The sequence below is a fragment of the Streptomyces sp. NBC_00670 genome (assembly GCF_036226765.1).
GTDB lineage: Bacteria > Actinomycetota > Actinomycetes > Streptomycetales > Streptomycetaceae > Streptomyces.
Genome location: NZ_CP109017.1, coordinates 4573290 through 4586257, shown reverse-complemented (window position 1 = coordinate 4586257; position 12968 = coordinate 4573290). Strand labels below are relative to the sequence as shown.

Here is a 12968-nt window from a genome sequence, read left to right as displayed (position 1 = left end):
CGGTGCGTTTCATGGGCCTGTAGCGGACTTGAGGGCCCGGGCGAGGGCGGAGACGACGACCTCGATGTCCGTGGCGGTGAGGTGGGGGTGGAAGGGCAGGCTCAGGATCTCCCTCCCGGCCTGCTCGGTTCCCGGAAGCGGACGCCTCCAGGGTACGAAGGCATCCTGGAGGTGGTTGGGCGGATAGTGGACGCCGACGCCGATGTCGTTGGCCCGCAGTTCGGCGAAGACGCGGTCGCGGTGGGAGACGCGGACCTGGCACAGGTGCGGCACCGCGTGCTCGACGTCGACGTCGACGAGCGTCACTCCCTCCAGGCCGCTGAGGGCGTTTGCGTAGGTGCGCCACAGCAGGCGGCGGGTGTTCTCGGTGGTGGTGAAGTGGGCGAGTTGGGCCAGGCCGATGGCGGCGTTGAGTCCGGAGAGCTGGTAGCGCAGGCCGAAGCCCTCCACGCGGTAGCTGGTCGAGTTCGCCCGATGGTGTGCGGAATCGGTGACGCCCAGGAGCCGGAGGCGGCGGAGCAGGTCGGCCTCCTTCGGTGTGCGGGGGGTGACCATGCCGCCTTGCCCGCAGGTCAGGTTCTTGATCGGTCCGAACGAGAAGCACGTCAGTGCCCCACTCGTGCCCACGCGGCGTGCACCGGCGCGGGAGCCGAAGGCGTGTGCGGCGTCCTCGACAACGGCGACGCCTCGCTCGGCCAACTGGGGCTGGATCGCGGTGAGATCGATGGGGCGCCCGCCGAACAGGACCGGGACAACGGCTACCGTGCTCTCGCGGACTGCCTCCATGACGAGGTCCTGGTCGACGCAGAGCGTGGCGGGGTCGATGTCGGCGAACCGCGGGGCGGCCCCGGTGGCGAGGATCGCCTGAACGGTGGCGCAGAACGTCATGGATGGCACCACGACCTCGGTGCCGGGGCCGGCCCCCGCCGCGAGCAGGGCCGCGTGCAGCGCCGCGGTACCGGAGGCGACGGCCACCGCGTCCGGAACGCCGAGGAAGTGGGCGACCTGCCGCTCGAACTCTTCGGTGACGTCGGTGTGCCCGTACTGCCCGGACTCCAGCACCCGGACGACTGCCGCGCCTTCGTCTCCGTACAGGTAGGGGCTGGCGTTGCGCCGGACATCCGGCCGTGACACGCCGTTCATGACCTTCCTCCCCGCACCCCGGCGGGGTGGTCGAGATCGGCCAGGTCGCCGATGGACACCGGCCGGATGACCGGCCGGATCAGTGCGCGGGCCGTGGTGAGGACCGAGGTCGCGTCCGCTGCGGACGCTCCGGCCGCGACGATCAGACCGATCTTGTGGCCGGACTGGTCGTGCGGGCGTACGAGGTCGCCCGGCTTGGCGTACAGCTCGATGTCGGTGACTCCGGGGATGCTGCGGGCCCCGGCCACGCCTTCCCAGGTGAGGAGTTCGCCATCTTCCGTCAGGGTTGAGCCGATCAGCTCAAGTGCCGCGTGCCCAGTGCGCGTGGGCGTCAGGTGATCGCCGAACGGTTCACCGAGGGCGAGGGCGACGAGCCCGCGTACGACATTCACGCCGTAGGCGGCGGCGAGCAGTCGCGGGACGCCGTCACCGCCGAGACGGGCGTTGGCCTCGATGACGCGCGCCTGGCCGTCCGTACCGAGGACGACGTCGAAGTTCGCCGGGCCGTCGACGATACCGAGGGCACGGCACAACCGTTCCACGGTGACCTTGAGGTGGTCGTGTACCGCGGAGGGCAGCCGCGCGGTGCTCAGGCCTCGGACAACGAAGCTGGAGTCGACGAAGGTCTTTTCCGTGATGCAGGTCAACAGTGCCTGGCTGTCCTGCATGAAGACCTCGACGGCCAGCGGGCGGCCCCGCACGAACTCTTCCACGATCACCGACCCGGAGGCGGAGCAGGAGCGGGCACAGGCAACGGCACCGGACAGGTCGTCGCAGCGGGTGACGTGGGTGACACCCTTGCTGCCCGACCCGTCCACCGGCTTGACCATGAGCGGGAAGTACAGCCGGGCCGCCTTCGCGACAACCTCCTCCGGGTTGTCCGACGCGGTCCAGGCGTATCCGGTGGCTCCGCAGGACGCGGCGAGGGTGTGGAAGGCGGCCTTGTCACCGGCCGCGAGTGCCTTCTCGGGGTACACGTACGCGGTGCCGTATCGCAGGCCCAGGGTGTGCCAGGTGGCCGGCGCGGCGTCGCTCGCGCCGCCGACGATCCCGGCGGGGCGCACGTCGCCCAGTGCGTCGGCGATGGCGTCGGCGTCCCGGGTGGAGATGGCCAGGACGGCGTCGGCGAACGCGAACGCGGGAGCGTCCGCCCGCATGTCCACGGCGATGGACGGGATGTTGCGGCGCCGCGCCTCCCGGTACAGCGGGATGTGCTCCTCCGAGGCGCCCAGCACGATCAGTGCGCCCGTGGGCCAGTGCTCAGACATGCGGCGCCTCCTGAGCCGTGTCGAGGGTGACGTGGGGATGGGCGGCGGTCAGGCCGCGTGCCCACCGGGTGTGGTTGCGGCGGTACCACTCGACGGTGTCGGACAGGGCCTCGCGGAAGTCGCGTCGGGGCGCGTAGCCGAGCTGGTGGGCGATCTTGCCCCAAGCCATCGAGTACCGGATGTCATTGGCCGGCCGGTCGGGGATGTAGGTGACCGCGTCCCAGCCGGCGCCGCACAGGCGCAGCAGCTGCCCGGTCAGTTCCTTGCTCGTCAGGTCCGTTCCGCCGCCGATGTTGTACACCTCTCCGGGGATGCCGCCGCGCAGGACGAGTTCGATCCCGGCGCAGTTGTCGTCGACGTGGAGCCAGTTGCGTACATGCTGTCCACGGTCGTGGAGCGTGACCGGTTCTCCCCTGAGGAGCCGGGTGACGAACAGCGGGATGATCTTCTCCGGGTGCTGGAACGGTCCGAAATTGTTGGAGGAGCGCGTCACGCACACCGGCACGCCGTAGGTCTGGAAGTAGGAGAGCGCCACCAGGTCGCCGGCCGCCTTCGACGCGGCGTAGGGAACGGACGGACGCAGCGGGTTCTCCTCGGTCGCTGCCCCGCGGGCCAGCGGCCCGTACACCTCGTCGGTGGAGACGTGCACGAAGCGCTGGATGCCGTGGCGCATCGAGGCATCCAGAAGGGTCTGCGTACCCTGCACGTTCGTCGCGAGGAACGCGCGTGCGTCGAAGAGGGAGCGGTCCACGTGCGACTCGGCGGCGAAGTGCACGATGGCGGTGTGCCGGGAGACGAGGTCGTCGACCAGCGCCACGTCGAGGATGTTGCCGTGGATGAACGTCAGCTTCTCGCTGCCGAACGCCTCTCCCAGATTCTCGACGTGTCCGGCATAGGTCAGAGCATCGAGCACGGTCACGCTCGCGACGTCGTCGTGCTCAAGGAGACGCTTCGTGAAGTGGGAACCGATGAAACCGGCTCCTCCTGTGACGAGTACGCGGTCCATAGGATGCCTCCCTCGGGCGGCCGCGCTGTACCTGGACGGGGCGATGGTCACGACGTCCAGGTGAGCGGTAGTTACCGTGTTGACGCTTTTGAGTCAACGCGCCATCACGCTCGGTGAGAAGCTGCCAGACTGTCGTCCAGGTGTCTGCCAGTTGTGAACCAGGACGGCGAGGACCGGCGGGACATGACGATCGCAGAGCGCATCCGCGCCGTACGACAAGCACGCAAGCCCCACTGCAGTCAGGCAAGGCTCGCCGACGAACTGTCCCTCGCACGCTGGGGCAGGGCGGGCTTCCTCGACCGTCAGCAGGTCTACCGCTGGGAGGCGGGCAAACGCGTTCCCATCGAGTGGCTGCCCTTCATCGAACAGGTCCTCCGTCTCGATCTCTCCGGAGAGAATGAAGGGCAGGGCCTCGGCGATACGGTGACCTCGGTGATGCTCCTCGGAGGGGACGACGTGGATCGACGCAAGTTTGTTCTCGCAGCCTCCGCCGCCGTGGGCCTGGCCGCCCTGGACGCGACCGACGTCGAGGCCATCACCCGCCGCGTGACCAAGCCCGGCCCCGTAGCCGTCGGGATGGGTGAAGTCGCCGCCGTGCGCACGATGACCACCACCCTGGGCGATGCCGCCTCCGAACTCGGCGGAGGGCACGCGCGCCACCTCGCCGTGCGCTACTTGACCGTGGACGTCAAACGCTGGCTCAACGGACGTTTCACCGACCCGGTCGGCCGTGACCTGTTCGCCGCCACCTCCGAACTGGTGCAGCTCATCGGCTGGATGGCCCGGGACGAAGGCCTCCAGGGCCTGTGCCAGAAATACCACCTGCACGCCTTCCGCCTCGCCGACGAGGCCGGCCAGAGCGAACTCGCCGCCACCGCTCTGCGCGGCCTCGCCGACCAGGCGATCGACCTCGGGCACCTGCCGGTCGCCGTCCGCCTCGCCGAGGCGTGCGAGAGCCGGGGCCGAAAGCTCGACAACCCCAAAGCCCTCGCGTACTACCGCAACACCTACGCCCGCGCCGCCGCCGTGGACGGAGACCGCACCACCGCGACGACGATGCTTTCCGGCTCGCAGCAGGCGATCGAGCGGGCCCCGGCAAAGCCGGGCCAGTCCTGGGCCTCGCACTACAGCCATGGCCGCTGGGCCCACGAGTCCGGCATGATCCACACCCGCCTGGGCGACTACGCCGCGGCCGAAGAACACCTTCACCTCGCGCTCGACATCCACGGCCTCGACCGCAGGCGCACCCGGGCGATCGTGCTGGCCGATCTCGGGCACGTTCAGCTCAAGCGCGGCAACACCGCCCAGGCGCTAGCGACGTGGAACGAGTTCCTCGACTGCGCCGAGGGCGTGCAGTCCGTGCGCATCGACGACGGCGCCGGCAACATCGCCGCCCGCCTCCCTCTCCTCGGTGACAGCGCCGATGCGGCGGCGCTCGCCGAACGCCTGGCCACCCGCACCTGAGACGCGGGCCCTGCGTGGCGTGCAGAGGCCCGGCTCGGCGAAACCCCCGACGACCGGAAAGCCGTCACGCGCCACGCGAAGACGGTCGCTCACTCATCCGAGCACGGTCTCAGCTCCGGTCTGCTCGGTGCCGTCTTCCGTCCCGTCAGCGGGGACAGGTCCTTCATGTACGTCTTCGGCCACTCGTCGCCGGTCAGGACCTTCTTGAGCGCCGAGCAGACCTTGGTCCGCAGCACGGGGTCGTCCTTGCGCATCGCCACCCCGTAGGGCTCCGTGCCCACACCGCTGGGCAGCAGTTTCAGCTGCGCGGGATCGTTCTTGGCGTACCCGGCGAGGAGGACGTCGTCCGAGGCGACCGCGTACACGCTCGAACTCTTGTCCAACAGCCTTTCCACGCACTCCTTGTAGGTGTCGGGCTGCCACTTCCCCGTGGCGTAGCCCTCCTTCTCCAGCCGGTCCGCGTACGTGGAATCCCGTGCCGTGCACACGTCGACGTGGTTCCTCTTCACGTCGACGGCCTCGTTGAGGTCGTACTTCGCGGACTTCCGGCGCACGAGGAGGCTGGTGCCCGCCTTGTAGTAGGGGCCGACGAATCGGATGCCGTCCCGCTTCTCGCGCTCGGGCGTCATGCTGTACGAGGCGATGACCAGGTCCACCTCCCCGTTCTTCAGCTTGCTCGCCCGGTTGGCCGTGGTGACCCCGTAGAAGTCCACCTGGTCCTTGTCGTAGCCCAGTTCACGGGCGAGGGAGTAGGCGATGTCGATGTCGAACCCGCTCCAGGCGTCCGTCTTCCTGTCGTGCAGGCTCAGCCCTGGCTGATCCTCCTTAGCGCCGATCGTCAGCCTCTTCGTGGCGTTCTTCCACTGCTGCCACGCCTTCTCCGTGTCACCCCCCGCGGTGCCCGCTCCCTGTTGCCCGGAGGCGTCGTCCCGTTGGCCCCCGGAGTTGCCCTGGGAGATCAGCCAGCCTCCCCCGGCCAGCAGGACGACACAGGCCGCGGCCGCCGCCACCTTCCAGGCCCGGAACCGGCCGCGGCCCCCGCGCGACACCGCGGGCGACGGCTCGGGAGGGAGGGCTCCGGAGGAGGACACGGCGGGTTCCGGTACAACGGGTTCCGGTACGACAGGTCCCGACACGGCAGGTCCCGGCACGGCGGGTTCCGGCACGGCCGCCGCCGGTGTGGACAGTGCGGCGGACGGCGTGGGTGGGGCCGTCGGCGGGGGTGCCTGGGTGACGGCCGGGGTGGCGGCCGGGGCGGGCGTGGCGGCCCGCGCGGGGGTCGGCGCGCCCGGGTCCGCGAGCACCTCCCGGAGCATCTGCTCCGCCGTGGCCGCGTCCGGGCGCCGGTGCGGGTCCGTGACCAGCAGCCCCTGGATGACGGGGCCGAGGGGGCCCGCGTACCGGAGCACGGGGTCGGGATGCTGCTGGATGTTGGCCTGGACCTCCCAGACCTCGCTCCCGGCGAAGGGCAGGCGTCCCTCGACCATCTCGTACAGGGTGACGCCCAGCGCCCACAGGTCGGAGGCGGGCGTGGGGCCGGGGGTGCCGGGAGCGAAGAGTTCGGGCGCCAGGTAGGGAGGTGTGCCGATGATGCCGCCGTACCGGGTGACCCGGTCCGCGCCCTCGAAGGTGGCGATGCCGAAGTCCACCAGGACCACCTGGCCGCCGTCCCGCACCAGGACGTTGCCCGGCTTGACGTCGCGGTGCAGGACCGACGCCTCGTGGACCGCCCGCAGTCCCTGTGCCATCTGGAGCCCGATCGCCGCGGCCCTGGGCACGCCGAGGACCCCGTCACGGCTCAACAGGTCGGCGAGTGAACGCCCTTCGAGGAGCTTCATGACGATCCAGACCTGGTCGGCGGTCTCGATCTGGTCGTGGACCGTCACCACGTTCTGGTGTTCGATCTTGGCCAGGGCCTCCGCTTCCCGACGGGCCCGGTGTATCGCGGCCGCCTGCGCGTCCGGTGGCATGGCTCTGCGGTCGAGGAGCCCCTTGACGGCGACGAACCGGCGCAGCCGCCTGTCGTAGGCCTTCCAGACCTCGCCCATGCCCCCGCTGCCGATGGGCTCCACCAGCTCGTAGCGGCCTTCGATCACGGTGCGGGGGGCGGAGTGACGATCCTCGGGATGTCCGTCGGCGCCGCCGCCGACCCCGCTGACTCCGTCGTCGTTGTGCACGTAGCCCCCCCTTGCACCTCTTGTGCGGAACGTGGATCACCCCACATTAAACGGCCCTTGGGCGGGCCTGCGGAGTCCACGAGACGAACAAGTACGACGCATAGGGGCACGCACAGGGGCCCGCGTAGGGGCCGTAGGGGCCCCGCTCCCGCGGTGGCCGGCGGCCGGTGGGCCGCCGCCTTCCGCACGGAGAGCGCGGCCCGACGGGCGCTCCCCGCGTCAGCGCAGTGCGCCCACCGCCTGGCCGACGACCGGGATCGAGCCGACCGACGGCGCCTGGGCGACCGGACCCGTGAGCATCTGCGAGGTCAGCGGCCGGAAGTCCGCGAGCTGGGTGCCGACGCCGTTGTCCAGGGGGTCGACGCCCGTGCCCGCGAGGGGGTTCGGCTTGAGCCCGGCGACCGGACCGGTGACGTAGCCGACCGTGCCGGTGAGCGCCTGGAGCCCGGCCTGCGGGTCCACCTTGCCGAGGGAGCCGGTGTGGTACGTCCCGTCCACGACGGGGAGCGTCTCCGCCGCCGCGGCCGTCGCGCCCGCGCCCACGGCGACGCCCGCGGTCGCCAGGGTGACGAGGAGGCGCCGGGTGGTGGCCGCGGTGCGGGAGGGGCGGGGAGTGTGTCGTGCCGGTCGTGCCATAGGTGCTGCCGCCTTCGGTCGCTGGTGCGCTTGCCGCTCGTAATGCGTTCGACACGCAGGGTAGTTGCTGTGTGATGTGCGCTCCAACGCCGACCCGCGGGGTCGGCACGGGGCGGGTGATGCGTCAAACTGGTGTCCCGTGAGCCCGCATCCCCCGTCACCCGCCCGCGTCGTGCTGCTCTGCGGCCCCTCCGGCTCGGGCAAGTCCCTCGTCGCCGCCCGCTCCGGGCTTCCCGTCCTCCGTCTGGACGACTTCTACAAGGACGGTGACGACCCCACGCTGCCGCTGGTACCGGGGAGTTCGGACATCGACTGGGACGCCCCCGGGTCCTGGGACCAGGACGCCGCCGTCGCCGCCGTCGCCGAGCTGTGCGCGAGCGGCCGTACGACGGTGCCGGTGTACGACCTCTCGCTCAGCGCCCGTACCGGCACGGACGAGCTGGACATCGGGCGGACCCCGCTGTTCGTCGCGGAGGGCGTCTTCGCCGCCGAGATCGTGGCCCGCTGCCGGGAGCTGGGGCTGCTCGGGGAGGCGCTGTGCCTGACCCGGGGGCCGGTGAAGACGTTCCGCCGGCGGTTCCTGCGCGATCTGCGCGAGGGCCGCAAGTCGGTGCCGTTCCTGCTGCGCCGCGGCTGGCGGCTGATGCGCGCCGAGCGCTCGATCGTCGCCCGGCAGACGGGGCTCGGCGCCCACCCCTGCGACCGCGACGAGGCGCTGAGCCGGATGGCCGCCGCGGCGGTGGGGCGGGCGGCGGGCTCCACGGTGGCGTAAGGGGCCACCGAAGCGGGGGCCGCACGCGGGAGCCGGGCCGTATACGCGGGAGCCGGGCCGTACATGCAGGAGCGGGGCCGGGAGACCCCCCGGCCCCGGCCCCGCTCCTGTGTTTCCCCCGTGGTCCCCCGTTTCCCCGTTCCCCCCGTTCCCCGTTGTCCCCTCCCTCGGGATCTCCGGTACCGCTCCCACGTGTCCCCCGTGGAGCCCCCCGGTACCGTCCCGTCCCCCGTGATCCCCCGTACTTTCCCCCGTGGCCCCCGTGGCCCCCGTGATCCCCCGTGGGCCTCCGGCCGGTGCTCGCTGTCAGGCGACGAGCTCGCCGAAGGACTCCTCCTCGTCACGGCCGAAGCTGAGGACCTCGTCCTCGCGCAGCCGGCGGAGCGACCGCCAGATGCTGGACTTCACCGTGCCGACGCTGATGCCGAGGATGTCCGCGATCTCCGGGTCCGTGCGCCCCTCGTAGTAGCGCAGGACCAGCATGGTGCGCTGGAGTTCCGGCAGCCGGGCGAGCGCCTGCCACAGGACGGCGCGCAGCTCGGTGCCGCGCATCGCGTCCGTGTCGCCGGCGGTCTCCGGCAGTTCCTCGGTCGGGTACTCGTTCAGCTTGCGGCGGCGCCACGCGCTGATGTGCAGATTGGTCATGGTGCGGCGGAGGTAACCCCCGACCGCCGCCTTGTCGGTGATCCGGTCCCAGGCCCGGTACGTCGAGAACAGCGCGCTCTGCAGCAGGTCCTCGGCCTCGAAGCGGTCACCGGTGAGGTGGTAGGCGGTCGCGTACAGGGAGGCGCGGCGCTCCTCGACGTAGGCGGTGAACTCCGCCTCCGCCGCGGACCGTCGCTCCCCCTGGGCCTCCCCGTACGCGGTTCCCTCCGCCCCCGTGGTGGCGCTGTCCCCCGTGCGGCCGTCGACCACCGTCATCCAGGCGGCGGCGTGCTGACGTCCACGGCCGCGGACCGTGGCCCGGTTGACGTCGTGGAGCCGCGTGACAACCGCGCTTGTCATGGTGCCGTGCAGCGTGTTCATCTCGCGCCCCCCGTCGTGGAGTAACCGGACCTGCGTCGTGCTCGTTCGATGTCGAAAAGCTTGCCGGGGCCACTTCATCGCCGTGTCCGCCGACTGTCACAGAGCTGTCACAGGGGTGGGCGGCGTGGCGGAACATCCGTCACGGAGCAGAGTCGGGCGGCCACGCGGCCGGCCCCGCGGACGGTTCCCGTAGGGGGGAGATGTGTGGGAGCACCCCAACAGTCGCGACCTGTCGGCGCCATGGGCCAGAATGGCCATCGTGCCTTCCCTGTTGCTGATCGAGGACGACGACGCCATCCGTACGGCCCTGGAGCTCTCTTTGACGCGCCAGGGCCACCGGGTGGCCACTGCTGCCACCGGTGAGGACGGTCTGAAACTGCTGCGCGAGCAGCGGCCGGACCTGATCGTGCTGGATGTGATGCTGCCCGGCATCGACGGCTTCGAGGTGTGCCGCCGCGTGCGGCGCACCGACCAGTTGCCGATCATCCTGCTCACCGCGCGCAACGACGACATCGACGTGGTGGTCGGACTGGAGTCCGGCGCCGACGACTACGTCGTCAAACCCGTGCAGGGCCGGGTGCTCGACGCCCGGATCCGCGCGGTGCTGCGCCGCGGCGAACGCGAGTCCAGCGACTCGGCGACGTTCGGTTCCCTGGTGATCGACCGCTCGGCGATGACGGTCACCAAGAACGGCGAGGATCTGCAACTGACGCCGACGGAACTGCGGTTGCTGCTCGAACTGAGCCGGCGGCCCGGACAGGCGCTGTCCCGGCAGCAGTTGCTGCGGCTCGTGTGGGAGCACGACTACCTGGGCGACTCCCGGCTCGTGGACGCGTGTGTGCAGCGGCTGCGCGCCAAGGTCGAGGACGTGCCGTCGTCCCCGACGCTCATCCGTACGGTGCGTGGCGTGGGTTACCGGCTGGACGCGCCTCAGTGACAGAAGTGGCTCAGGTGACAGGGAAGTCCGCAGCGCAGCAAGGGGACGAGGACATCGAGGGGGCGGAGGGCGCCGAGGGGACGTCGGGGACCACGGGTGCTTCGGTCGTCGACGAGGCCCAGGGGGGTCTCCGGGGATGGTCCGCGGGGCGCCGGCGGAGCGTGTGGTCGCGGATCCGGCTGACCAGCCTCCGGCTGCGTCTGGTCGTCGTGTTCGGCCTGGTCGCGCTGACCGCCGCCGTCTCGGCGTCCGGGATCGCGTACTGGCTCAACCGCGAGGCCGTGCTCACCCGCGCCCAGGACGCCGTACTGCGCGACTTCCAGCAGGAGATGCAGAACAGGGCGAGCGCCCTGCCCACGCATCCCACCCAGGAGCAACTCCAGCACACCGCGGGGCAGATGGCCGACAGCAGCCAGCGCTTCAGCGTGCTGCTCGTCGCCGAGGACTCCGACGGTCGCACCGTCACCGGCAACTCGGACCTCGGCTCCTTCACCCTGGAGGACGTGCCGGCCTCGCTGCGCAAGGCGGTGGGCCGTCAGCAGCCCGACTCCTCGGGCAAGAAGGCCTCGTACCACCTGTACTGGCAGCGGATCGACGAGGACGGCCGGCCGTATCTCGTCGGCGGCGCCCGGGTGGCCGACGGCGGGCCGACCGGCTACATGCTCAAGTCCCTGGAGCCGGAGGCCAAGGACCTCAACTCGCTGGCCTGGTCGCTCGGCATCGCCACCGCGCTGGCCCTGGTCGGCGCCGCGCTGCTGGCGCAGGCGGCCGCGACGACGGTGCTCAAGCCGGTGCACCGGCTCGGCATCGCCGCGCGCCGGCTCGGCGAGGGCAAGCTCGACACCCGGCTGCGGGTCTCCGGCACCGACGAACTGGCCGAGCTGTCACGGACGTTCAACCAGACGGCGGAGGCGCTGGAGAAGAAGGTCGCGGACATGAGCTCCCGCGAGGAGGCCTCCCGCCGGTTCGTCGCCGACATGTCGCACGAACTGCGCACCCCGCTGACCGCGATCACGGCGGTGACGGAGGTGCTGGAGGAGGAGCTCGACGCCGAGACCGGCAGCGTCGACCCGATGATCGAGCCGGCCGTACGGCTCGTCGTCAGCGAGACCCGGCGACTGAACGACCTGGTCGAGAACCTGATGGAGGTCACCCGCTTCGACGCGGGCACCGCCCGGCTCGTCCTGGACGACGTGGACATCGCCGACCAGATCACCGCGTGCATCGACGCCCGCGCCTGGCTCGACGCCGTCGAACTGGACGCCGAGCGCGGCATCATGGCCAACCTCGACCCGCGCCGCCTGGACGTCATCCTCGCCAACCTGATCGGCAACGCGCTCAAGCACGGCGGTTCGCCGGTACGGGTCGCGGTCCGCGTGGACGGCGCCGACCTGCTGATCCGGGTGCGGGACCACGGGCCCGGCATCCCCGAGGAAGTCCTGCCGCACGTCTTCGACCGCTTCTACAAGGCGAGCGCCTCCCGCCCGCGCTCCGACGGCAGCGGGCTCGGGCTGTCCATCGCCATGGAGAACGCGCACATCCACCGCGGCGAGATCACCGCGGCCAACTCGCCGGAGGGCGGCGCGGTGTTCACGCTGCGCCTGCCCCGGGACGCCTCCTCGCTCCTCGACGACGGCGGGCGCGAGGACGACGCCGAGGGAGCCGCGGGCACCGAGGGAGAGGGCCGATGAGGCGGCACGAACCGGGCGCGTCCCGGCAGCGGCACCAGCGGCGGCGGCAGCGGAGGGCCGCGGGGGCGGTCCTCCTCCCCCTGCTGGCGGCGGTGCTGGCCGGCTGCGGCATCCGCTCCACCCAGGTGCCGACCGACTTCGGCCCGGCGCCCTCGCGGCTGCCGTGCTCGCTGCCGGCGGCGGAGAGCACGGCCACGGCCGGCCCCGGCATACCCGTACAGGCGTTCCTCCTGTGCTCGGGCCAGCTGGTGGCGGTGGACCGCTCGGTGCGGATACCCGACGGCACGGCCGAGGCGGAGCGGCGGGTCCTGGTGGCACAGGGCCTCCTCGACGAACTCGCGGCGAAGCCGTCAGCGGCGGAGTCGGAGGCGGGCTACTCGACGGACGTGCGGCAGGCGCTGCGGGTCAGCGGCCCGGACCGCCGCGACCCGGAGAACACGTTCCGTCTGAGCGTCCGCCCGCAACGCCTGTCCCCCGCCGAGCTGGCCCAGGTCATCTGCACGTTCGCCGACTCGGAGGCCACGGCGGCGGACGACGGCACGGTCATCCTGGGCGGCCCCGCCCCGACCCCCCTGAACCGCTACACCTGCACGACAGCCCTACGCACCCACCCGTCGACGGAACCCCCGAACCCCAAGCCGGTCGGGACTCCGTAACCGGAGCGACGGCCCCGCGCTCTCGCAGCAGCGGCGGGGCCACGCAGGCCCCGCCGAAGGCGCGGGGCCGTGACACATGCGGCTCCGCCGCGCGAGCGCGCCCAGCCACAACCCACCCACACCTGCACCCACCCCACTCCCCCTCCCCCTCCGGGGGCCTGGGGGCGGAGCCCCCAGGTTGAGGATGGGACG

The 12968-nt window shown here is 71.6% G+C and carries 11 protein-coding genes; 5 read left to right on the top strand and 6 right to left on the bottom strand.

The annotated features are described in order from the left end of the window. Nucleotides 1-9: 9 nt before the first annotated feature. From OIE12_RS20415 to rfbB, 3 genes are read right to left on the bottom strand one after another with little or no spacing between them, the layout of a single operon-like run. The gene (locus OIE12_RS20415) at nt 10-1143 is read right to left on the bottom strand and encodes a DegT/DnrJ/EryC1/StrS family aminotransferase (protein ID WP_329137344.1); all 1134 of its coding nucleotides are present in this window, start codon (nt 1141-1143) and stop codon (nt 10-12) included. Further along, nucleotides 1140-2411, bottom strand: a complete 1272-nt coding sequence (locus tag OIE12_RS20410) for an ATP-grasp domain-containing protein (RefSeq protein ID WP_329137342.1) — start codon at nt 2409-2411, stop codon at nt 1140-1142. Before OIE12_RS20410 ends, OIE12_RS20415 begins: the two co-directional genes overlap by 4 nt. Continuing rightward, on the bottom strand, nt 2404-3417 hold the full coding sequence (rfbB, locus tag OIE12_RS20405; protein WP_329137339.1) for a dTDP-glucose 4,6-dehydratase: 1014 nt from the start codon (nt 3415-3417) through the stop codon (nt 2404-2406). The genes OIE12_RS20410 and rfbB overlap by 8 nt, the downstream gene beginning before the upstream one ends. A gap of 456 nt (nt 3418-3873) precedes the next feature. Here rfbB and OIE12_RS20400 point away from each other — a divergent pair, with 456 nt between their 5' ends. Next, a complete protein-coding gene (locus OIE12_RS20400; protein WP_329142093.1) occupies nt 3874-4881 on the top strand; it encodes a tetratricopeptide repeat protein in 1008 nt (335 codons plus the stop codon). An 89-nt stretch (nt 4882-4970) separates the two neighbouring features. On the opposite strand, the gene OIE12_RS20395 is transcribed toward OIE12_RS20400, so the two are convergent. Together OIE12_RS20395 and OIE12_RS20390 are read right to left on the bottom strand one after the other, a co-directional pair. Further along, nucleotides 4971-7058 (bottom strand): bifunctional serine/threonine-protein kinase/glutamate ABC transporter substrate-binding protein, encoded by a 2088-nt coding sequence (locus OIE12_RS20395; RefSeq protein WP_329137337.1) that lies wholly within the window; start codon nt 7056-7058, stop codon nt 4971-4973. A gap of 219 nt (nt 7059-7277) precedes the next feature. Then, complete coding sequence (locus tag OIE12_RS20390; RefSeq protein ID WP_329137335.1) at nt 7278-7694, bottom strand: hypothetical protein; 417 nt, start codon at nt 7692-7694, stop codon at nt 7278-7280. 139 nt (nt 7695-7833) lie between these two features. Between OIE12_RS20390 and OIE12_RS20385 the strand changes: the two genes are divergently transcribed. Beyond that, nucleotides 7834-8466: a uridine kinase gene (locus OIE12_RS20385; protein WP_329137333.1), complete on the top strand. Its 633-nt coding sequence runs from the start codon at nt 7834-7836 to the stop codon at nt 8464-8466. A gap of 306 nt (nt 8467-8772) precedes the next feature. Here OIE12_RS20385 and OIE12_RS20380 read toward each other — a convergent pair whose 3' ends face one another. Then, a complete protein-coding gene (locus OIE12_RS20380) occupies nt 8773-9492 on the bottom strand; it encodes a SigE family RNA polymerase sigma factor (RefSeq protein ID WP_329137331.1) in 720 nt (239 codons plus the stop codon). 259 nt (nt 9493-9751) lie between these two features. On the opposite strand from OIE12_RS20380, the gene afsQ1 reads away from it, so the two are divergent. The 3 genes from afsQ1 to OIE12_RS20365 are packed head-to-tail and all read left to right on the top strand — an operon-like array spanning nt 9752 to nt 12776. After that, nucleotides 9752-10429, top strand: a complete 678-nt coding sequence (gene afsQ1, locus OIE12_RS20375) for a two-component system response regulator AfsQ1 (RefSeq protein ID WP_033225464.1) — start codon at nt 9752-9754, stop codon at nt 10427-10429. Nucleotides 10430-10482: 53 nt separating this feature from the next. Next, nucleotides 10483-12120, top strand: coding sequence for a HAMP domain-containing sensor histidine kinase (locus tag OIE12_RS20370; protein WP_329142092.1), 1638 nt, complete (start codon nt 10483-10485; stop codon nt 12118-12120). Then, nucleotides 12117-12776: a hypothetical protein gene (locus tag OIE12_RS20365; protein ID WP_329137327.1), complete on the top strand. Its 660-nt coding sequence runs from the start codon at nt 12117-12119 to the stop codon at nt 12774-12776. Before OIE12_RS20370 ends, OIE12_RS20365 begins: the two co-directional genes overlap by 4 nt. Nucleotides 12777-12968 lie beyond the last annotated feature (192 nt).